19 protein-coding genes and 1 pseudogene are annotated in these 21014 nt (G+C 69.0%); 3 read left to right on the top strand and 17 right to left on the bottom strand.

Going from position 1 to position 21014, the window contains the following annotated elements; genetic code table 11:
• Positions 1-186 precede the first annotated feature (186 nt).
• The 14 genes and pseudogenes from ffh to recG form a co-directional block, all read right to left on the bottom strand.
• Positions 187-1740, bottom strand: a complete 1554-nt coding sequence (ffh, locus tag G6R25_RS00725; protein WP_163551249.1) for a signal recognition particle protein — start codon at positions 1738-1740, stop codon at positions 187-189.
• 364 nt (positions 1741-2104) lie between these two features.
• On the bottom strand, positions 2105-3367 hold the full coding sequence (gene ftsY / locus G6R25_RS00720; protein ID WP_163551248.1) for a signal recognition particle-docking protein FtsY: 1263 nt from the start codon (positions 3365-3367) through the stop codon (positions 2105-2107).
• Positions 3368-3434: 67 nt separating this feature from the next.
• Positions 3435-7271 (bottom strand): AAA family ATPase, encoded by a 3837-nt coding sequence (locus tag G6R25_RS00715; protein WP_163551247.1) that lies wholly within the window; start codon positions 7269-7271, stop codon positions 3435-3437.
• A gap of 416 nt (positions 7272-7687) precedes the next feature.
• Entirely contained in the window at positions 7688-7885 is a 198-nt protein-coding gene (locus tag G6R25_RS00710; RefSeq protein ID WP_011606869.1) for a hypothetical protein, read from the bottom strand.
• A 214-nt stretch (positions 7886-8099) separates the two neighbouring features.
• Positions 8100-8411, bottom strand: coding sequence for an acylphosphatase (locus tag G6R25_RS00705; RefSeq protein WP_163551246.1), 312 nt, complete (start codon positions 8409-8411; stop codon positions 8100-8102).
• A 392-nt stretch (positions 8412-8803) separates the two neighbouring features.
• Positions 8804-9564 (bottom strand): annotated as a pseudogene (locus G6R25_RS00700) (DUF2786 domain-containing protein).
• 206 nt (positions 9565-9770) lie between these two features.
• Complete coding sequence (gene mutM, locus G6R25_RS00695) at positions 9771-10736, bottom strand: bifunctional DNA-formamidopyrimidine glycosylase/DNA-(apurinic or apyrimidinic site) lyase (RefSeq protein ID WP_163551245.1); 966 nt, start codon at positions 10734-10736, stop codon at positions 9771-9773.
• Positions 10737-10840: 104 nt separating this feature from the next.
• Positions 10841-11659 carry a ribonuclease III gene (gene rnc / locus G6R25_RS00690; RefSeq protein ID WP_136446319.1) on the bottom strand — a complete coding sequence of 273 codons (819 nt, stop codon included), beginning with the start codon at positions 11657-11659 and terminating at the stop codon, positions 10841-10843.
• Positions 11656-12729, bottom strand: coding sequence for a phosphate acetyl/acyltransferase (locus tag G6R25_RS00685; protein ID WP_163551244.1), 1074 nt, complete (start codon positions 12727-12729; stop codon positions 11656-11658). Before G6R25_RS00685 ends, rnc begins: the two co-directional genes overlap by 4 nt.
• Positions 12730-12735: 6 nt before the next feature.
• Positions 12736-12906, bottom strand: a complete 171-nt coding sequence (rpmF, locus tag G6R25_RS00680) for a 50S ribosomal protein L32 (protein WP_009742317.1) — start codon at positions 12904-12906, stop codon at positions 12736-12738.
• A complete protein-coding gene (locus tag G6R25_RS00675; RefSeq protein ID WP_163551243.1) occupies positions 12906-13517 on the bottom strand; it encodes a YceD family protein in 612 nt (203 codons plus the stop codon). The genes rpmF and G6R25_RS00675 overlap by 1 nt, the downstream gene beginning before the upstream one ends.
• Positions 13518-13836: 319 nt before the next feature.
• Entirely contained in the window at positions 13837-14337 is a 501-nt protein-coding gene (gene coaD / locus G6R25_RS00670) for a pantetheine-phosphate adenylyltransferase (protein ID WP_136446315.1), read from the bottom strand.
• The gene (rsmD, locus tag G6R25_RS00665; protein ID WP_136446314.1) at positions 14334-14891 is read right to left on the bottom strand and encodes a 16S rRNA (guanine(966)-N(2))-methyltransferase RsmD; all 558 of its coding nucleotides are present in this window, start codon (positions 14889-14891) and stop codon (positions 14334-14336) included. The genes coaD and rsmD overlap by 4 nt, the downstream gene beginning before the upstream one ends.
• Positions 14892-14902: 11 nt before the next feature.
• A complete protein-coding gene (gene recG, locus G6R25_RS00660) occupies positions 14903-17080 on the bottom strand; it encodes an ATP-dependent DNA helicase RecG (RefSeq protein WP_136446331.1) in 2178 nt (725 codons plus the stop codon).
• A 220-nt stretch (positions 17081-17300) separates the two neighbouring features.
• Between recG and rpmB the strand changes: the two genes are divergently transcribed.
• Complete coding sequence (gene rpmB / locus G6R25_RS00655; RefSeq protein WP_163551242.1) at positions 17301-17489, top strand: 50S ribosomal protein L28; 189 nt, start codon at positions 17301-17303, stop codon at positions 17487-17489.
• A gap of 6 nt (positions 17490-17495) precedes the next feature.
• Here rpmB and G6R25_RS00650 read toward each other — a convergent pair whose 3' ends face one another.
• Positions 17496-17768 (bottom strand): hypothetical protein, encoded by a 273-nt coding sequence (locus G6R25_RS00650; protein ID WP_163551241.1) that lies wholly within the window; start codon positions 17766-17768, stop codon positions 17496-17498.
• 115 nt (positions 17769-17883) lie between these two features.
• Between G6R25_RS00650 and G6R25_RS00645 the strand changes: the two genes are divergently transcribed.
• The gene (locus G6R25_RS00645) at positions 17884-18987 is read left to right on the top strand and encodes a D-alanine--D-alanine ligase family protein (protein ID WP_163551240.1); all 1104 of its coding nucleotides are present in this window, start codon (positions 17884-17886) and stop codon (positions 18985-18987) included.
• 33 nt (positions 18988-19020) lie between these two features.
• Here the strand turns inward: G6R25_RS00645 and G6R25_RS00640 are convergent, their stop codons facing one another.
• Both G6R25_RS00640 and G6R25_RS00635 read right to left on the bottom strand, forming a co-directional pair.
• Positions 19021-19593, bottom strand: coding sequence for a DUF3515 family protein (locus tag G6R25_RS00640; RefSeq protein ID WP_235825512.1), 573 nt, complete (start codon positions 19591-19593; stop codon positions 19021-19023).
• A 63-nt stretch (positions 19594-19656) separates the two neighbouring features.
• Positions 19657-19890 carry an Lrp/AsnC family transcriptional regulator gene (locus tag G6R25_RS00635; RefSeq protein ID WP_009742309.1) on the bottom strand — a complete coding sequence of 78 codons (234 nt, stop codon included), beginning with the start codon at positions 19888-19890 and terminating at the stop codon, positions 19657-19659.
• 268 nt (positions 19891-20158) lie between these two features.
• Here G6R25_RS00635 and thiD point away from each other — a divergent pair, with 268 nt between their 5' ends.
• Entirely contained in the window at positions 20159-20980 is an 822-nt protein-coding gene (thiD, locus tag G6R25_RS00630) for a bifunctional hydroxymethylpyrimidine kinase/phosphomethylpyrimidine kinase (RefSeq protein WP_136446309.1), read from the top strand.
• Positions 20981-21014 lie beyond the last annotated feature (34 nt).

Raw genomic sequence — 21014 nt, 5'->3', positions numbered from 1 at the left:
AGTCCGACGGTGGGAAGCACCAGCGCCGGAACAACCACTCGAATCACTCTCGTACGACACGAGATCGGAGGGCAGCCACACCGACGCTGGCAGGCAGGGCCTGCAGTAGAGCTTACAGTCTGCCAGACCGCGGCCGCCCGGCGCGCACCCGGCAGACCGTGGACTCGCCGAGCAGGACCAGACCTGTCAACGACCGCCGCGCGGGCCTGCGGGCGGCATCCCCCCGGGGCCGTCCTGCTGACGCATGAGGGCCGCCAGGTCCGGCATCCCGTCGGGGAAGCCCGGCCCCTTGCCGAGGCGCTCCTGCGTCGCGGACTTCTGTGCCTTGTCCTGCGCCGCCCGCGCCGCCGGGTTTCCCTTTCGGCTCGCGCCTTTCCCCTTCTTGGCGGCCTTGCGGGCGGAGGCGGCCTTCGCCCGGGCCATCCCACCGGGCAGCCCCATCCCACCCGCCATCTGCCGCATCACCTTGCGAGCCTCAGCGAAGCGGTCGAGCAGCTGGTTGACCTCGGTGACCGTGACACCGGATCCGCGGGCCACCCGCGCCTTACGAGAGGCCTGCAGGATCCGAGGGTCGCGACGCTCCCCCGGCGTCATCGACCGGATGATGGCGACCACCCGATCAACGTCGCGGTCATCGACCTGCGCGAGCTGCTCCTTCATCTGCCCCATGCCGGGCAGCATGCCGAGCAGGTTGCCGATCGGACCCATCTTGCGGACCGTGAGCATCTGGTCGAGGAAGTCCTCGAGCGTGAATTCCGAGGCGGCCATCTTGGCGGCCATCGCCTCGGCCTGCTCGGCCTCGAACGCCTTCTCAGCCTGCTCGATCAGGGTGAGGACGTCACCCATCCCGAGGATGCGCGACGCCATCCGCTCCGGATGGAAGACGTCGAAGTCATCGAGGGCCTCGCCGGTGGAGGCGAACATGATCGGGCGCCCGGTCACCTCGGCGACCGACAACGCCGCACCGCCGCGGGCGTCACCGTCGAGCTTGGTCAGGACCACGCCGCTGAACCCGACGCCGTCGGCAAAAGCGTTGGCGGTAGCGACAGCGTCCTGGCCGATCATGGCGTCGAGCACGAAGAGAATCTCGTCTGGCGAGACGGCGTCACGGATGTTCGCCGCCTGACGCATCAACTCCTCGTCGACGCCGAGCCGGCCCGCCGTGTCGACGACGACGACGTCGAAGACCTGGCGGCGGGCATGCGCGAGGGCATCGCGAGCCACCTGGACCGGATCGCCGACCCCGTTGCCGGGCTCCGGGGCGAAGACCTCCACGCCGGCGCGCGCTGCGACCACCTGGAGCTGGTTGACCGCGTTGGGACGCTGCAGGTCGGCCGCGACCAGCAGCGGGGTGTGCCCCTGCGCCTTCAGCCACCGCCCCAGCTTGCCCGCGAGGGTGGTCTTACCCGTGCCCTGCAGACCGGCAAGCAAAATCACGGTAGGCGGCGTCTTCGCGAACCGCAGGGTCGTCGTGTCGCCGCCGAGGATCGCGACGAGCTCCTCGTTCACGATCTTGATGACCTGCTGTGCCGGATTCAGCGATGAGCCGACCTCGGCTCCTCGCGCCCGGGTCTTGATGGCTGCGACGAAGCTGCGGACCACGGGGAGCGCGACGTCCGCCTCCAGCAGCGCCACCCGGATCTCCCGCGCCGTGGCGTCGATGTCCGCATCGGTCAGGCGCCCCCGACCACGCAGCGACGTGAAGACCTTGTCGAGGCGGCTGGAAAGGGTGTCGAACACGCGCACACACTCCGAGATCGCAGGCGGACCGCAGGCACCAGCGTACGCACCCGACGACGAGGACTACACACCCCGCGTCCGAACACCCCCGGCGACCGCCGATTGCACCGCGCCCCTTGCGCGGCCCGGCGAGGCATACCCGCACGGACGCCGACCTGGTTTCGCACCGGGCCGGATCCGCCCTCTGCGCTGAGGAGGGCGAGACGCCTCGCCGGACGCTCACCCCCCAGCCGGAAACGCACCGAGGAGCCTTCCGGCTTCGCTCAGCGATGAAGCCTAGATCACATTACGAACGACGGAAAGACCTTGACGTGCGACACCCCGTGGTCTTCTGCCCCGCAGGACGCGGTGGGCACTCCGGCCGTCAGACCGGCTCGCCAAGCAGGGCGTCGACGAATGCCTCTGGTTCGAAGCGAGCGAGGTCGTCCGGCCCCTCACCCAGACCGATCAGCTTGACCGGCACGCCCAGCTCCCGCTGCACGGCGATGACGATTCCGCCCTTCGCCGTGCCGTCGAGCTTCGTCAGCACGACCCCGGACAACTCCACCGCCTCGGTGAAGACTCGGGCCTGGACCAGCGCGTTCTGCCCGGTGGTGGCGTCCAGCACCAGCAGCACCTCGTCGACGGGACCGTGCTTGCCGACCACCCTCTTGATCTTCACCAACTCGTCCATCAGGCCGGTCTTGGTGTGCAGGCGGCCAGCAGTGTCGATCAGTACGGTGTCGGCGCCCGAATCGATGCCCCGCTTCACCGCGTCGAAGGCAACCGACGCCGGATCACCACCCTCGGCTCCCCGGACGGTCACCGCGCCGACCCGCTCGCCCCAGGTCTGAAGCTGATCCGCAGCCGCAGCCCGGAAGGTGTCGGCCGCGCCCAGCACCACCGTCCGTCCCTCCGCTACCAGCAGCCGCGCGACCTTGCCGCAGGTCGTGGTCTTCCCGGTGCCGTTGACCCCGACGACGAGGACGACGGCCGGGCGATCGGGCACGGAGGTCCGCAGCGAACGATCGGTCGCCGTGCCGACCTGGGCGAGCAGCTCGTCGCGCAGCATCACCCGCGCCTGGGCCGGAGTACTGGCGCCGAGCACCTTCGTGCGCTCCCGCAGCGCCGCGACCAGTTCGCTCGTCGCTGCCACACCGACGTCGGCGACGAGCAGGGTCGCCTCCACGTCCTCCCAGGTCTCCTCGTCGAGATTGTCGCCCGACAGCAGGGTGAGCAGACCGCGGCCGAGCGCGTTCTGCGAGCGGGCCAGACGAAGGCGCAGGCGCACCAGCCGGCCGGCCGCCGGAGCCGGAGTCTCCGCCGGAGGCCGCTGCTGCGGCGCAAGCGCGGGCGCGAGGTTCGTGTCCGCCGGCGCGGCATCCCCGGTCGTCGGTGCGCCGGTCGCGGCCACTCGAGGCGACGCGACCTCAGGCGCGGCGGGCAGGCCGACATCATCGATCGTCCGGGTGGCCGAGTCGCGAGGCACCTCGGCGTCATCCCCGACGCCGGGAGACAGGTCGGTGTCGGACCGGCTGCCCCTCCCGACAGCCCGGCGGGGGCGCCGCCGCACGGCACTGCCCACCACAAATCCCATGGTGGCCAGTACGACGACGGCGATGACGACGATCAGGATGAGGAGCTCCACCCCCCGATCCTGACAGATGGCCGGCGCGGCCCGGGCCGCTTACCACCCCCGGCACCCCCGAGTCGGGTCAGACCGCCGCGCGTTCCCGCAACCGCTGGCTGATCACTGTCGTCACCCCGTCGCCACGCATCGCCACGCCGTACAGGGCATCGGCGATCTCCATCGTCCGCTTCTGATGAGTGATGATGATCATCTGGGACTTCTGCCGCAGCCCCTCGATGGCGTCCAGCAGCCGGCCGAGGTTACGATCATCCAGCGCCGCCTCGACCTCGTCGAGGACGTAGAACGGCGACGGGCGGGCCCGGAAAATCGCCAGCAACAGCGCGAGCGCGGTCAGCGATCGCTCTCCGCCGGACAGCAGCGACAGCCGCTTGACCTTCTTTCCCGGCGGACGTGCCTCGACCTCGATCCCAGTAGTCAGCATGTCCTCGGGATCCGTGAGCACCAGCCGGCCCTCGCCCCCTGGGAAAAGAGTGGCGAAGACGACCTCGAACTCCCGGGCGGTGTCGGCGAAGGCCGCGGCGAACACCTCACGAACCCGGACGTCGACCTCCTCGACCACGAGCAGCAGGTCTCGACGGGTGCTCTTGATGTCGTCCAGCTGCGCCGACAGGAACGCCGCCCTTTCCTGCAGGGCAGCGAACTCCTCCAGCGCCAGGGGGTTGATCCGGCCAAGTCGGGCGAGCTGCTTCTCCGCGGTGGCGGCCCTGGTGGTCTGCTCGGCCCGGTCGAATGGCGTCGGCGTACCGTCCGGATCGTCGGGCGGCACCGGCACCTGTGGCCCGAACTCGGCCACGAGGTCCTCTGCACCGATCCCGAACTCCTCCATCGCCTTGGCCTCGAGCGTCTCCGCCCGTAGCCGCTTCTCCGCGCGGGCCATCTCGTCGCGGTGCGCCGCATCCCGCAGCGCCGCGAGCTCGGTGGCCAGCGTCCTTCCCTGCTCACGCACGGCGGCCAGGTCCGTCTCGGTCGCCCGGCGCAGGACTTCGGCCTCCTCACGCTCAGCAGCGGCACGGGCCAGCGAGCGGTCCAGCCGGTCGAGGGTCACCTGGGTGGCGTCCCCGAGTGCCGCCGCGACCGCAGCCTGCTGTTCGCGCACCTCCCGCCGTCTGACGGCGGCGGCCCGAGCCGTCCGTTCGCTCGCTGCGGCCCGGATCAGCCCATCCGCCCGCCCCTGCAAACCACGCGCCCGTTCCTCGCTGGTCCGCACCGCCAGCCGGGCCTCGACCTCGGCGGCGCGCACGGCCGAGGTAGCGGTGACCAGCCGGTCCCGCTCGGCCGGCGTCGGTTCGTCGACTTCAGGCTGCACAGAGGTCGCGGCAAGGGCGGTCTCCAGCTCGGTCAGCGCCCCGTAGGCCCGATCCCGGGCCGTCTCCGCGCCGCCGCGGGCGGCCTCGAGCCGCGCCGCCTCCGAGCCCGCACCACCCCGCGCGCGATCCAGCTGGGCCACCTGCTCGGACAACGCCCGATATCGGGCGTCGGCCCCGTGCAGGGCGGCCAGAGCCGCGTCAATGGCCGAGCGCGCCCGGGCCACCTCGGCCCGGGCCGGCTCAAAGGACTCGTGGGCCGTCTCGGCCCGTCGGGCCGCCTCCGTCACCCCGGCCTGCGCCTCGTCGGCCGCCGCTCTCAGCTCGATCGTCGACGGCGGATGCGCGCTGCCCCCGATCGACGCCGCGGGACCGAGGATGTCCCCTGCCCTGGTCACAGTCCGTAGATCAGGCCGGGATCCGACAACAAGCACGGCGGCGGCCAGATCGTCCACGACGACGGTGCCTTCGAGCAGCGACACCAGCGCAGCGCCGAAACGGTCGTCGAGGATCTCCACCAGGGCCAGGACCGGCACACAGCCCTCGGGGAGCGGTCCCGCCACATCCCCGATCGACCCGTCCGCCTGGTTGCGCCCCCGGCCAGCATGCGGCCCCCCGCCTGCGCCATCTCCATCGCCTGCGGTCCCGCCCAGATTCATCGCGGTCCGAGCGGTCACCACCGCAGCCCTTCCGGCCTCGGCCTGGCGCAACCAGGCGAACGCGGTCAGTACCTCGGCCGGCGTCGCGACCAGCAGCGCGTCTGCGGCCGGCCCCAGTGCCGCGGCCACCGCCACCTCGGCTCCCGGCCGGACGCTCAACACGCCGGCCAGCCGGCCCAGGGGCGAAAACGAGGGGTCCAGGGGCGGGAGTTCACGCCGACGCTCGCCGGCCGCGTGGGCGTCCTTCACCGCAGCGGGTCGATGCCGGCGGCCGCCAGGGCCACCACGCTTCCCACCGGCAGATCGGGTGGACGACGAATCGCCCGGCCCTGAGCCGTCCCGGGCCGGATCTGCCCCCTCCTCCGGGCCACCCGTGTCGTGAGAAGACTCGTCCTGGGGTACCCGCGCTCGCGCGACGGCCTCGAGCAGCGCAGCCACCCCGTCGGCCGGCTCGAGCGACAGCTGCAACGCTTCGTGGCGAGCGGTCCAGGACGCCCGGTCCCGCTCAGCCGAGCGTTCCTGTGCCCGCAGCGTCTCCAGCCGGTCGGTCGCGCTGGCATGCACCGCCACCGTCGTGCTGTGCCGTTCGCCGAGTTCCTCTCGAGCGCCCTCCATCTGGGCGAGTTCCGTCTCCAGCGCGGTCCGGGACTGGGCGGCCTGCGCATCGCGCTCCCGGGCGGCCGCCAGCGCCTCCGTCGTCCGCGCGATCTCCTGCTCCGCACCGGTCGCCCTCGACCACGCAGCCTCAACCTGGCCGGCGAGCCGGGCGATCTCCTCGCGTCGAGAGGAGGCCGCGCGGGCCGCGGCGATCAGCTCGCGCTCCTCGTGTGCCAGCGCGGCCTCGAGCTCGGCCCGCCTGCTGACCACCTCCTCGAGCAGCTCACGGTCGCGATCCAACCGTTCGGTGAGCGCGATCTCCTGCTCCCGGACCGCGATCGCCTCCTGCTCGAGCTCCTCCGGATCACGGCGACCCCGTAGTTCGTCGGATCCGATCCGAAGCAGCCGAGCTCGCTCCGTCGCCAGCGAGCGGGTTCCCAGCAGTCGCTCCCGCAGGGAAGCCATCGCATACCAGGTCTCCTGGGCTGCGGCCGCGCGAGGGACGACAGCGCCGAGTTCCGCCTGGAGGTGTTCCTCCCGCTGCGCCGCGGTGCGCTGCGCCGTCTCGGAGTCCGCAAGACGTCGCCGCAGCGCCTCCTCGTCCACGACATCGGAGGCGAGCGCGGTCCCCGCGGAGTGCAAATCGTCCGCGAGTAGTCGAAGCCGGGCGTCCCGCAGCGAGGACTGGGTGACTCCGGCCTTCCGCGCGATCTCCGCCTGTCGGCCGAGGGGGCCGAGCTGGCGGCGCAGCTCAGCGGAAAGGTCAGCGAGCCGAGTGAGGTTTGCGGACATCGCCTCAAGCTTGCGTAACGCCTTCTCCTTGCGCTTACGGTGCTTGAGAACGCCCGCGGCCTCCTCGATGAACGCTCGGCGATCTTCGGGGCGCGCGTGCAGCACGGCGTCGAGCTGGCCTTGGCCCACGATCACGTGCAGCTCGCGGCCGATGCCCGAGTCGCTCATGAGCTCCTGGATGTCAAGGAGTCGGCATCCCGTACCGTTGATCGTGTATTCGCTCTCCCCGCTGCGAAACATGAGCCGGCCGACGGTCACCTCGGTGTACTCAATTGGCAACGCGCCGTCGGAGTTGTCGATCGTGAGGAGAACCTCGGCCCGGCCAAGCGCCGGGCGCGCGGGTGTACCCGCAAAGATGACGTCCGACATGGTGCCGCCGCGCAGCGCTTTCGCGCCCTGTTCTCCGAGCACCCAGGCGATGGCATCGACCACATTGCTCTTACCGGACCCATTTGGGCCTACCACACAGGTAATTCCGGGCTCGAGATGCAACGAGGTCGAGCTCGCAAAGGACTTGAAGCCCCGCAGGGTCAGGCTTTTGAGATGCACCGGTCTCCGGAGCGGTGAGGAGGGCTCGCCGGGCTGGTGACGGATGGCCGGGATCAGCCGACGGTGGGACCACCCCATCGTATCGAGCGACGCAAAGCAGTCGTGCAGCTACATTCCGGTGAAGTCTACGGACATAGGAAAACAGCCTGCCTCAGCAGGATTCCTGCGAGACCAGCACCGCTCTCAGCCCCCAAACGGGGACGGACCATCGCACCACTCCAGGGTCGCACCGGAGATCTACTCCCAGGCGACGGCCCTGGCGACGCCGCGATGGCCGCCCTCGACCAAGCAACATCCCAATTACAGCATGTAACTAATTACGCACATACTGATAGCCGAGAATTGCCTATGGCTGGGTGCAACCAGTACGAAGGGGCGCCTCCGATAGGAAGCGCCCCGATAGCCGACCTTGCGGCTCAGCTGTACGCCGGCTCGGCGTCGAGTGCCCGGACATCCTCCGGTACGTCGACACCTCCGACCAGCGCCTCGTTGACCTCGCGTACTCGAGTCAGTTCAGCCTCAAGTTCCGCAACTCGAGCACGGAGCCGGCGTACCTCATAGGAGAGACGCAGGTCGCTGCCGGAACCGACGTGGCCGAAAAGGGCCTTCGCCATAGTGATGGTCCTCCACGATGAGTGACCTAGTGGGGTGTCGGACAACACAAGATCCGAACAGATCAGAGTGCGCCCCAAACAATGGTTCTAGAGTCCCACGTCGAGTGACCGAAAGTCAAGAGCATGCCACATGCCCCCTGACTGATCCGGTGAACACGCAAAAACTTGACCGTCATCCTGATGACAGTTCCGCCAGCGCGGCGTCCCCAACCAGTCACTTCCGGCGAAAGTCGACCAGATCACCCTGTGCCCTCTGCCACACCAGCTCGACCCGCTCCGTCCAACCGGGGGTGTGCCCCGTCACGAGCAGGCGGACCAGGTTCCGGCACGCAGGCTCCGCGCCTTCCGCAATCACCACGACGGCGCCATCGGGCATATTGGTCGCGGTTCCAGTCAGACCGAGACGGCGGCCACGAGTACGCACATAGTCACGAAAACCGACACCCTGAACACGGCCGACGACTCGAGCCGTGAAGCGGACCACGGTCGGGCCAGACGCCGCCTGCTTCTGGGGTACCTCGCTCATCAGCACGGTAGGGTACAGCCCATCGTGGACACCTCTTCTTTCTCAGACGTGGCAGGCCGATCGAGCGAGGTACGACGGCCGGTGGACCTCCAACGGGAGCGGCCGCTGCGGCCGCGTTCCCGCCGCAGGTCCACCGCCGTGGCGCTCGTCTGCGGAGCCCTCGGGCCGGCGCTGCTACTCGGCGGTTGCGGGCAGAACTTCTCCCAGGACGGCGGAGCGCTACCCGTTCCACATCCAAGCACCGACGGTGATCGCCATGTGACGCCCGGACCGGTCGACGACCCAGATAAGATCATCGGCCCTGGCTACGTTCCGCCTCGGACGTCTGGCCCCACCCAGACCGCAGTTCCCAACCTTCCGGGCGGCAAGCTCTAGCCAGGAAGTTCCGTCGCCTATCCACGTGAGCCGATCGCCGGCGAGACCCGACCGGACACCCGGTTGCCAAGGCCGAGATCGGCTCGCTCGCCGGCCAGGTATCCAGCCCGACCTCCGCTGCCGGAGAGCTGACGGGCTTTGGGTGTCCGCAGGCGCGGATAGACGGCGGCGAGATGCGCGTCCCCCGCTGGCTCCGGTCGGCTAGGACTACCGCCACCGAAGGACCTCCCAAACCGACGTCCGCGTCCTCCCGCTGCTGGGCCTGGGCCCGCTCACGGGCCGTCCGCTCCGCTCGAGTCAACCTTTGCGCGACGGCCAAGGCGAACCCAGCCATCCACGACCGGCGAAACGCTCTCGGGTCCTCATGCCGCGGCGGGCGTATGACGGCCAATCCATGCGCCTGCTGCACGAGCAGCGAGGTAAACAACAGCTGCACGCGGCCGATGTCCGCATCCATACCGAACAGATGCGCGGAATGCTCCGTCCCGTGGTCACGGCGGACCGTGCGATGCACGAGGCGGCATCCCAGCGGCGCTGCGATGCTCGCCAACAACGAGATCTTGTCTCGGGCATACGGCGAGTCGACGGACACCACAAGATCGGCGGCGGCGACCCGACTCGGCGCAGCCTCCTCGACGAGCGCGCGGTCAATCCCATACTGAGCGATGAGCTCGGCCGCCTTGATGTTGTAGGCCTCCCTAGCGGCCTCGGCGAGCCCCTCGGCCTCCGCCATGGCCAGAAGCTTCCGCACCCGGCCAAGCAGCGCATCCGGATTCATGGCATCTCCGTCCTCTCACATCGGGCGGGCGAAGCACGACCCGATGCCGTCGGTGGTGCCTCACCAAGCCGGGAGCGTCCCGACCCGGCCCCGGATGAGGCGGCAGCGTTGTCCAACGTGCAGGGCGGGCTCCCGCCGCCCCCGCGCTGGCCACGTTCGAGATCATCTCTCAGGGAGACGATTACCTTCGAACATTTGATCGAATCCTACCATCTGGGCCGGCGGGGTGAACGCTGGCAGGTGGGACAGGTGAAGCTGGATCGGTTCATGAAGGCGTCCCGCCGAATCGTGTCCCCACACCGGCCGCAGGGCAGGCCCGCGCGCCCGTAGACCTCGAGCGACCGCTCGAACAATCCGCTGACCCCCTCGGTCGAGACATACAGCTTGTCGAAGGACGTCCCACCAGCGTCGAGCGCCGCAATCATGACCGTGCGGACACAGTCCAGCAACCGCCGAACCTCGGAACGAGTCAACGTCTCCGTCGGCCGGGCATAGTGCAGCCTCGCCGCCCACAGCGCCTCGGCCGCGTAGATGTTGCCCACGCCGCTGACCAGCGTCTGGTCAAGCAATGCCCGCTTGACGCCGGTACGGCGCTCACGCAGCCGCCGAACGACAAGGTCCTCGTCGAAGTCGGGATCAAGTGGGTCCCGGGCAATATGGGCGACCGGCTCCGGCAGCTCTCCACCACCGATCGCGACCGCCAGACCACCAAAGGTTCGCTGGTCCACGAACCGCAGTTCGCGGCCTCCGTCCAGGAAGGTGAAACGGATCCGCAGGTGCTTCTGATCCGGGCTCGTCGACGGCACCACCAGAAGTTGACCGCTCATGCCCAGATGCGCGATCAAAGCGTCATCCGGGGCGGACGGCAGGGACGGGTCCGACACGGGCAGACCCGCAGGCGCGCTTGTCGACTGCGGCCCGACCGCCTGCGCCACCCCCGCGGCCGCGGGGGTGGCCGCGGGATCCGCTCGCAGCGCGAGCCAAAGGTACTTGCCGCGACGTTTCGCGGCAGTCACCCGCCGCCCGACAAGCAGCGCAGAGAAATCACCCGCGCCGGCCACATGACGACGGACCGCACGCAGGTGACACACCTCGACCGAGGCGATAGTCCTGCCAACGACACCGTGTTGCAGGCCGCGGCGTACGACCTCCACCTCTGGTAGCTCAGGCATGATCTCCGCCTGTCGGCGAGAGTCTGGCGTGGTGCGCGGAACCGGTCCACGCCAGCCGGGGGCCACGGCCTGTCAGAATCATCGCGGTGGTGGGGTCGTCGACCTCAAGGGCCCGAGGTGTGCCCTCGGCCCAGCTGACCCACAACGGACGCGTCATCATGCACCGCGGGCCCGGTCGAACCGCCGTCTCCGTCACCCTGCGTCGCCGCGGCCGCCCGACTCTCCAGGACGGCGAAGGCCGCGGCAGCAGCCCGCTGCTCGGCTTCCTTCTTGCTGCCCCCCTCGCCCTCGCCCAGCGGCTCGCCCGCAATCCGCGCGTGGGCGGTGAACCTCTTGGCGTGATCGGGGCCGGCTTCCTCAACCAGATACTCGGGCGGCCCGAGGGCGAGCAGAGCCGTCTGCTCCTGCAGCGACGTCTTCCAGTCCAACCCGGCTCCGCGACCCGCAGCCTCGTCCAACAACGGATCGAACAGGCGATGCACGAAGATGGAAGCGACGTCGAGGCCGGCCGAGAGATAGACCGCCCCGATGATGGCCTCGAGGGTGTCGGCCAAAATACTTGCCTTGTCGCGACCCCCGGTTGTCTCCTCCCCACGGCCGAGCAGCAGGTAGGGCCCGAGTCCGTCTGGTCCGATGCCACGCGCCACGTCGGCGAGCGCTCGCATGTTCACCACCGAGGCCCGCTGCTTGGCCAGCTGCCCCTCGGGCAGATCGGGATGCCGGAGGAAGAGCGCGGCGGTTACGACGAGACCAAGCACCGCGTCGCCCAGAAACTCCAACCGCTCGTTGGTTGGGAGGCCGCCCTTCTCATAGGCGTAGGAGCGGTGCGTGAGCGCCCGATCGAGCAGCTCAGGATCGATCGCCGCCTCGAGAACCTCGATCAGTCCGCCCCGTGGCGGAGGAGTCGGCAGGTGGCGCGTCATCCGGCCAGCCCAGCCAGCGCGCGGCGCCGTGCCACCAGGGTCGCCAGCCCGGCCCGTGTGCGCGGGATGAGATCCCCGCGTACGGCCGACGACGCCACCTTCAGCGCCGCGAGCAGCCCGCCGGCCCCGGCATCCACGGATCCTCCTCGAGTGCGCTCCGCGTGGACCGCGACGCCGTCGACCCCCAGCACGATCGTTCCCCCTCGCACATCAGGATCTTCCAATGTTCCCCACGCCGGATCCAGGCCGGCGTTCAGGCGGCCGGCCGCATCTCGGCGTTCCCAGCTCGACACACCTCGAATGGTCGACAGCACGACATCACCGGTGTAGCCGTCGGTCACCGCGACCTCGAGCCGTCTGCTCGGACCCACGGCTGGGGACCGGCCTGTCGCCGCCCCTTCCTGGCCGGCTGGCTCGGGACCGGCGAGAAGATCTTCGACCGTGCACGGACCGACATAGTTCAGATCGAGCGATCGAAGCAGCTCATCCGCGATCCGCCGCAACGGATCTGACAACGCCTCTCGCGGCACCAAGAGCCCGATCCGGGGTGCGTTCACCATGAACCGCAACGCCGCATATCCGCTAGCCAGCAGCGCAAACTGGGCGAGTTCGTCGGCCGTCACGCCGACGGTCGATCCGGCGTCGCACAGAACAACGCCGGCGTCTCTCCTACCGATGACCGCGGCAAGCACGGCTCTCGTCGCGCCGGGTAGCAGTCCGTGGGTGAACTGGGCTGAGGCGACGACCGACTCCACGGGCGCTACCGAGACCATGGCATCAGCGTGACCCTCGCGAACCAGCCGAGCGGCCACCCGGACGCCGGCGTCCCGGCGCGCGCGGACATCCCGAAAGGCGGCAGGACCCCCTGTCACCGTGCGCGTGGCGGGCCTCAGCAGCACTCGCTCGCCAGGCGCGATACCGAGCCGTGCCAGCTCCTCACGAACACCTTCCGCGGGCGAAACCAGGATCAGTACCAGACGTGGGTCTGCGTCCAATGCGGCGGGCAGCGCCTCAAGGAGGGGCCCGACAGGGAGCCCCTCCCCCAGCAGATCAACGGCGATGCGGGTCACGCCGGGTCAGACGTCAAGCACCTGACGATCGTTGTACCGGCCGCACGTCGTGCACACGGTGTGCGGCCGGATCACGTGCCCCCGGGAGCACTTCGCGAGGGTCGGCACCTTGGCCTTCCACTGCGAACGGCGGGATCGGGTGTTGCTGCGCGAGGTGCGCCGCTTCGGGACGGCCACTATTTCTTCTCCTTGCTCTCGTCAGGGTCGGACCGACCCTGATCAGTTCCCGTCGGAGCGCCTTCCGCCAGAACGGACAACGCAATCCACCGAGCGTCGAGGCGGTCGTGGGAATGATTCGGCCCGACCTCGTCGAGCCGCGCACCACAGTCCACGCACAGTCCCGCGCAATCCGGCCGACAGGTGGGAGACAACGGCAGGTCCAACACCAAGGCGTCCCGGACCACGGGCTCGAGGTCGGCATGATCTTCGGCGAGAACCCTGGCGTCGTCGTCATCCGCCATGTCCACGGCCCGGTCAGGGTAGTAGAAAAGCTCTCTGACCTCGACAGTGCCAATGTCGGACACCTCAGCCAGACAGCGCCCGCATTCGCCCTTCAGCGGGGCGACGATCGTGCCGCTGACCAGCACCCCCTCGATCACCGACTCCAGACGGAGATCCAACGTGGCGATGGCCCCCGCGGGGACCCACATCATCTCGGCCCCGAGATCGGCAGGAAGCGCCGCCTGGGTTTGGACACGGCGCATTGACCCCGGCCGCCGGCCGAGCTCACGGGTGTCGAGCACCAGCGGGCCCTTGGGCGTCCTACGGCGGGGGTGGGATCCAGTCATGGCGGCAGTCGAATTCACGTCTAGGTTCGGCTCGGGTAAGTCCGTTGGTGGCGGACCTTACGTGGGGTGGGGCTGCTGCAGCACCGGCTGACGATCGAGTACCTGGCCCCCGACGGCCCCTCAGGCCACTCGGAGGGCCACCAGACGCATACCAGCCAGTCGGCGACTACAGCGACCAGCGTATCCGATCGAGTCACGGCACGACCTGCACGCTGCCGGCAACCGCCAGGAGCACCTGGCGGTTCGGCCATGGCCACCCATCCTGCCCACGTCGGGCGGGCTGCAGCGGGCACATCCTCAGCGCGAGTGGTTGCGCGAACTACTCGACCGCACGCTCGACCGCACGCTCGCGGAGCTGCTTGAGGACCACGTCGGGAACCAGGTGCGAGACGTCCCCTCCGTAGCGAGCGACCTCCTTCACCAGACTTGAGGACAAAAACGCATACTGCGGGTTCGTGCTCATGAAAAGCGTCTCCACGCCAGCGAGCGAATTGTTCATCTGCGCCATCTGGAGTTCATAATCGAAGTCGCTGACCGCGCGCAGTCCTTTGACGATGGACTGGATACCGCGCGCACGGCAAAAGTCGACCACCAGCCCGTGCGATGCGTCCACCACTACGTTTGATGGCGACATCGGATGATTGCGCACCGCCTCACGAATGAGCTCCATGCGCTCATCGATGGTGAACAGGGTGGCCTTGTTCTTGTTGATCGAAACGGCGACCACGACCTCATCGAAGAGCTTGCTGGCTCTGACGACGATGTCAAGGTGGCCATTGGTGATCGGATCAAATGAACCGGGACAGACTGCCCTCCTCATGATCGAATACCGTACCAGAGAACACCCTCCCCATACCTCCGATCACGCAACGCACACAATCCGTCCGGCCACGTAACCGGACCCGACCGGTGAGACCTTTCGACTACACAGACACCGTCAACGGCCAACCATGCACCACCGTGGAGCCTTGCCAGTACTTCGCGAAGCTCGATGTCACTCATCGCATAGGGAGGATCGAGAAAAATCACCTCGTAGGGATCACTAGAAGTGTTCTGCACCACACGCGAAACCGAGGCCTGCACGATCTCGGCTCCCGCGAGCCCGAGAGCAGCCACGTTCCGCCGCAGCGCCCGGACCGCCGCCGGGCCATGGTCGACCAGAAGCACGTGCGACGCTCCGCGGGACAACGCCTCCAAGCCCACTGCGCCCGAACCCGCGTACAGGTCCGCGACCCGGGCACCCGACAGATCGACGCACGTCGACAAGGTGTTGAACAAACCCTCGCGGGCCCGATCCGACGTTGGCCGGGTGGATCGACCCGTGGGGACGACGAGTTGCCGGCCACCCACGGCCCCACCGATAATGCGCGTCATCGATGCGCCGATCATCCTTTCTCGAGAAAAGCCGCACTGGCATCATCGAGCGCCGCATCAAGCAGGCGCCGCAAGGCGGGATGCCGCTCCAGTTCAGGATCGGCGTCGACCAATCGAGTTGCCTCGACACGGGCCTCCCGAATCAGCTTCTCGTCCCGCAACAGCGCCAGCAACTTCAGGGATCGGCGTCCCCCGGACTGGGCCGCCCCCAGCACGTCCCCCTCATGACGCTGCGCCAGGTCGAGTCGGGCAAGCTCCGCCCCATCGTTGGTCGCCGCGACCGCTCCCAGTCTGTCCCAGGCTGGCGTTGCCTGGTCCGACGCCGTGTGCAGCAGGCACCACCCGGGTGCGGTGCCGCGCCCGACCCGCCCCCGCAGCTGGTGCAACTGCGACACGCCGAACCGATCCGCATCAAGAACTACCATCACCGTCGCATTCGGCACGTTCACGCCGACCTCGACGACCGTGGTCGCCACCAGCACGTCGATCTGCCCCTGAGCGAAGCGGTTCATCGTGGCCTCCCGTTGCGCTGCTGGGAGGCGACCGTGCAGGCACTCCACCCGCAGGCCGGCGAGTTCACCATCCACCAGCTGCGGCAGCACGTCCGTCACCGTCGCCGCCGGACGTCCCGCCCGCCCCTGCGCCTCGTCGGCCATCGCGTCGGTATCGTCATCCGCTCCGTCCCCGCCGATACGGGGGCACACCACGTAGGCCTGGCGACCGGTCGCGACCTCGTCACGGATTCGCCCCCACATCCGATCGGCCCACGAGCGCATCGCTGCAGGAACGACGAAGGTGGCGACCGGGGAACGGCCCCTCGGCAACTCGGTGAGCTCGGATATCTCCAGATCCCCGAAGACAGTCATGGCCACGGTTCGCGGGATCGGGGTCGCCGTCATGACGAGCAGATGTGGCGGACGCCGACCCCGCGCCCGCAACGCATCACGTTGTTCGACACCGAACCGGTGCTGCTCGTCGACGACGATCAGCCCGAGGTCCGCGAAGACGACTTCATCGTGCAGCAGGGCATGGGTTCCGACGATGAGGCCAGCTGAGCCTTCCGCGATGACCGCCAACGCCTCTCGCCGAGCGCGGGCCCCCATCGAGCCTGTGACCAAGGTCACCCGAGTCGCCCGTTCATCGGCGCCGAGCTCGCCGTCACGCGCCAGGTCACCCAGCATTTCCCGCAGGCTCCGGCAATGCTGGGCGGCGAGCGTCTCCGTGGGTGCGAGGAGCACAGCCTGGCCGCCAGCATCGACCACGATGAGCATCGCCCGCAGCGCCACCACCGTCTTGCCCGACCCGACCTCGCCCTGCAGGAGGCGGTGCATCGGCACCGGACGCCCGATCTCGCCCGCGATGGTGGCGCCCACCTCACGCTGGCCCGCCGTGAGGGGGAAGGGCAGCGCAGCGTCGAACGCAGTCAGCAGGCCGTCCGGCCTGGCGTTGCGGGCAGTCGTTGCCAGCGCTTCCACCTCGCGGCGGCGGCGCGCCAGCGCCACCTGGAGGACCAGAGCCTCGTCCCAGGTGAGGCGCCTGCGCCCCGACGCAACCTGGCCACGGTCGGTGGGTTGATGCACCAGCCGGTAGGCCTCGGCGAGCGTGGCCAGGCGATGCCGCCGGCGCAGGTCCTCCGGCAGGGGGTCCTCCAGGGAACCGAGAGAATCCAGGACCAGTCGGACGCATCTGGCCAAGGTCCAGCTCGGCACCTTGGCGGCGGCAGGGTAGATCGGCACCAGCGCGTTCGCGAACAGCGGGCCGGTGACGTCGCTGTCCACCTCCGGCTCCAGCAGCTGGACCTCGGGGTTGGTCAGCTGCCGGCGCCCGCGGTACTCGTCGACCTTCCCGGCGAACAGCGCCGTCGTCCCGGGACGGAGATCGCGTTCCCGCCAGCTCTGGTTGAAAAAGGTCAGTGCCAGCGGATGGGTGCCGTCTGTGACCGTCACTCGCAGCATGGACCCACGGCTGCCTCGCATCGGTCGGCGTTCGGCCTTCTCCACCCTGGCCTGGACCGTGACCGTGTCACCGACGACCAGGTCGGCGAGATCTGTCAGTTCGCCCCGCTCGTGATACCGGCGGGGCAGGTGCGCCAGGAGGTCACCGACCACATGCAGCTCAAGGCCCTCCGCCAACAGGGTGGCGGTCCGCTGACCGAGGAGTGACTTCAGGGACGTGTCGAGGTCGACCACACCCCAGATAGTGCACCGGACCACCGACGGCGCCGAGCTCGATCGCCTCGCGCCCCACGCCCAGGACCACAACGCCTGGGGTAATCTCAAGCTGGTCTCTGCTGCGCGAGTTCTCCCGACCAGGCCATCAGGCTCACGGGATGAGTACGATCGCGGTCCTGACCGCCCGACGTCCCGGGCATGGCACCGGGACCATTACTACTTCGACGGAGTGTTTTTCGTGTCTTCGGTGTGCGACGTCTGCGGCAAGGGACCGGGCTTCGGTATGTCGGTCTCCCACTCCCACCGACGCACCCGCCGTCGCTGGAATCCGAACATCCAGACGGTCCGTGCCGTAGTGGGAGGCACCCGTCGGCGGCTGAACGTCTGCACCTCCTGCATCAAGGCGGGCACGGTCGCCCGCGCCTGACCGGCTCTACACCTGTTCGTCGAGGTAGGGCCCGGGCTCGGTGATGTACTGGTACCCGATCTGGCTCGTCCAGATGTGGTGGCCGGGCACGGGCTGGCTCAGCGTCCAGGTACCGGCGTGCTTCAACCGGTGGTGATGTCGACACAGCGGGTCCGTGTTGTCGACCCGGGTCTCCCCACCGTCCGCGTCGAGCATCGAGCCGTCGACGGGATCGGTGACGATGCGCCGAAAAGCGGCGACCATCCGGTCCGCGGGCAGCAACGCTGACAGTTCTCCCATCCCGTCCTCCTTGGGCGGGTCCGAACGTGACGGTCACGCTCCCGTCTTCGCCGTCGCCGGTCGCCGTCGCCGGGTGCGGGCGCGGACCCCGGCGGCGATCCGTTAGTGTCCCCGCATGGCAGGCATCAGGCGTCGGATTCGACTCGCACTCCTGTTCGGTGGCCGCAGCACGGAGCACGCGATCTCCTGCGTGTCTGCCGGCGGCGTGCTGCGCGCGCTCGACCCCGACGTCTACGACGTCGTCCTGGTCGGCATCGACCCGTCGGGGCGCTGGGTCGTCCTGCCTGGAGCGGATGCCCTCGCGCCGGCGGACGGGGAACTCCCCTCGGTCGCGGCGTCCCGGGGGACGGGTGTCGTGCTCGCCCCGGACCCGACCATGTCACGTCTACTCCCCCACGATGCGACGCAGGCCATCCGCAGCCCGTTCGGGGACATCGATGTGGTCTTCCCGCTCCTGCATGGCCCCTTCGGGGAGGATGGGACCGTGCAGGGCCTCCTTGAGATGGCGGGGTTGCCCTACATCGGCTCGGGCGTCTTCGCCAGCGCGGCCGCCATGGACAAACAGCACATGAAATCCCTGCTGCGCGCCGCGGGTCTGCCTATCGGCCCGTACGCCGTGCTACGAGCCGGCCAGACCCTGTCCGAAGCCGACCAGGAACGCCTCGGCCTGCCGGTTTTCGTCAAGCCGGCCCGCGGTGGATCCAGCATTGGAATCAGCCGGGTCGATGCCTGGGCCGATCTGGACACGGCGGTCAAGACGGCCCGGGCGAACGACCCCAAGGTGTTGGTCGAAGCGGCGATCACGGGGTGTGAGATCGAGTGCGGGGTGCTCGGTCGGCTGGACGGGCCTGGCGCGCAAGCCAGCATCCCGGCCCAGATCACCGTCACCTCGTCAGCCGGCTTCTACGACTTCGAGGCGAAGTACGTCTCCGACCAGACACGCTTCGACATCCCCGCGCGGCTGTCTCCGGCGGCGTTGGACCGCGTGCAGAAGGTGGCGGTGGCGGCGTTCGAGGCACTCGACTGCGCTGGGCTCGCGCGGGTTGACGTGTTCGTCACCCCGGAAGATCAGGTGGTCGTCAACGAGGTCAACACGATGCCGGGATTCACCCCGACGTCGATGTTCCCCCGAATGTGGGAGGCGAGCGGGATCACCTATCCGCAGCTCGTCGACCGGCTCGTACGGCTCGCCCTGCGTGACGGCGCCGGGCTGCGCTGACCACGGGCTCCGCGGTCCGGTCCGGTCCGGCGCTCAGGGCGCCGTCGACGCGCTGTGCTCCCGCACCGCCGGGCCGACGGAGACGAGGATGTCGAAGGGTTGCACCTCGGTTGAGGCGGAAACCGGCAGGGTGAGCACGACGTGGGGCGAGCGGGTCGGAGTCGAGTACCGCAGGGTCCCCCCGAGCTTCTCCACGAACCACCCGAGGCCGTCGACCTCCGACAGCATCGAGTCCCGCCGGTAGCTCGCCGGCACGTCCGCTATTCCGCAGGTGAGGACGATCGGTCCCCGGCCGTAGGCCGCCGCGGAGTCACGCGGTGGCTCGAGTCGGCGCCGGTCCAGGTCGTGGCCAAGTGACGAGGGCAACGCCCCGATGAGGGCTGCGCAGGTCGCATGGTCGGACGGCGCCGGCACCGGGACGTTGGTCAGTCGGACCGGTCCGAGCCCACCGCAACTCGTCAGCAGCAGGCATCCCACGGTGCCGCAGGCGGTGAGTCCGACGGTCGCCCGGCGCGACACCGAGACCCGAAGACGGGTCAATGCCCGCCAGACGGTGCCCTGCTCGTCACGACCCACTGCCGCCCGACCCGCCACTTCACGACCCACTACTGACATGTCCGATCGTGGACGCCCAGCGGGCGACCATCGTCTCTCTACCGATCACAGCTCTCAAAAATGGACGACCGGACAGGTCAGCGTGCGGGTGATGCCGTCAACCGACTGCACCCTAGACATGACCATCTTGCCCAGGTCGTCCACCGTGGGCGCCTCAGCACGCACGATGACGTCGTAGGGACCGGTCACGTCCTCTGCCTGGGTGACCCCGGGGATCTGCTCGATCTCCTTGGCAACCGACGCGGACTTGCCGACCTCGGTCTGGATAAGGATGTACGCGTGGACCACAGACGCTCCCTCGTCGGACGTCAACAGCCCGTCGAGCAGAACTACGGGCCGACAGAAGGTAACAGGCAAACGGGCCGGATGAGAGCCTCTGACGCCGAGGAATTTCTTCGACTCGACCGACGGGCGTCGGCCGACGCCCCCCGCACGCTCATCCGGTCCCCAATCCTGGGGTGCAGCAGTACGGTCTCGTACCCGGTTGTGATGGCAACCACGATTCTCGCTACGCATAGTGAAGCTCGAGGAGACACATGAAGGTTCCGAGCGTCCCGTGAGCGAACCCGCTCCCATCGCCGCGCCGGCCGCGGCGCCGCCGCGCGTACTGACCATCGCGGGCTCCGATTCGGGCGGCGGCGCGGGGATTCAGGCTGATCTCAAGACGATGTTCGCGTTCGGCGTACATGGGATGAGCGCCATCGTCGCCGTCACGGCGCAGAACTCGCTGGGCGTCCACGGGGTGTGGGATCTGCCGTCCGCGGCGGTACGCGCCCAGATCAGGGCGGTGGTAGATGACATCGGGGTCGACGCGGTCAAGACCGGCATGCTGTCCTCGGCCGCCCTGGTCGCCCTCGTCGCCGCGGAGCTGGACCGCATCGACGCACCGGTCGTGGTCGATCCGGTGGGCGTGTCGAAACACGGCGACCCGCTGCTTGCTCCCGACGCGGTCGACGTCGTCCGCTTGGAGCTCATGCCGCGCGCTACCATCGCAACCCCGAACCTCGACGAGGTCCGCCTCCTGACCGGGGTGACCGTGCGAGACGAGGCCGATCTGCCCCGGGCCGCCGCGGCGATGCTCGCGCTGGGCCCGCGCTGGGTGCTGATCAAGGGTGGTCATCTGCAGGGCGACGCGGTCGATCTGCTGACCGACGGGTCCACCGAGATCCTCTTGCGCGGCCGCCGGATGGACCGGCGACACACCCACGGCACCGGGTGCACTCTGGCCTCCGCGATCGCCTCGAGGCTGGCGCAGGGCGACTCGCCGACGCAGGCCGTCCGGGCCGCGAAGGAGTACGTCAGCGGGGCGCTGGCGGCTGGTTTCCCCCTCGGGACGGGGATCGGCCCGGTGGATCACGGATATCGTCACCGCAGGTAGTCATAGGTAGCCGCAGATGGTCAAGGTCGAGTCA

The organism is Candidatus Frankia alpina (assembly GCF_902806485.1).
Taxonomy (GTDB): domain Bacteria; phylum Actinomycetota; class Actinomycetes; order Frankiales; family Frankiaceae; genus Frankia; species Frankia alpina.
Note: the sequence above shows the minus strand (reverse complement) of the source record. Positions and strands in the feature narration are given on the sequence as shown.

What these genes read in the sequence shown, in the direction of transcription:
- mutM (WP_163551245.1), bottom strand. Translation starts at nt 10,736, where the DNA reads ATGCCTGAGCTACCAGAGGTGGAGGTCGTACGCCGCGGCCTGCAACAC.
- G6R25_RS00650 (WP_163551241.1), bottom strand. Translation starts at nt 17,768, where the DNA reads ATGGGAGAACTGTCAGCGTTGCTGCCCGCGGACCGGATGGTCGCCGCT.
- rsmD (WP_136446314.1), bottom strand. Translation starts at nt 14,891, where the DNA reads ATGACGCGCATTATCGGTGGGGCCGTGGGTGGCCGGCAACTCGTCGTC.
- G6R25_RS00675 (WP_163551243.1), bottom strand. Translation starts at nt 13,517, where the DNA reads ATGACTGGATCCCACCCCCGCCGTAGGACGCCCAAGGGCCCGCTGGTG.
- coaD (WP_136446315.1), bottom strand. Translation starts at nt 14,337, where the DNA reads ATGAGGAGGGCAGTCTGTCCCGGTTCATTTGATCCGATCACCAATGGC.
- G6R25_RS00645 (WP_163551240.1), top strand. Translation starts at nt 17,884, where the DNA reads ATGGCAGGCATCAGGCGTCGGATTCGACTCGCACTCCTGTTCGGTGGC.
- G6R25_RS00710 (WP_011606869.1), bottom strand. Translation starts at nt 7,885, where the DNA reads ATGGCGAAGGCCCTTTTCGGCCACGTCGGTTCCGGCAGCGACCTGCGT.
- G6R25_RS00705 (WP_163551246.1), bottom strand. Translation starts at nt 8,411, where the DNA reads ATGAGCGAGGTACCCCAGAAGCAGGCGGCGTCTGGCCCGACCGTGGTC.
- rnc (WP_136446319.1), bottom strand. Translation starts at nt 11,659, where the DNA reads ATGACGCGCCACCTGCCGACTCCTCCGCCACGGGGCGGACTGATCGAG.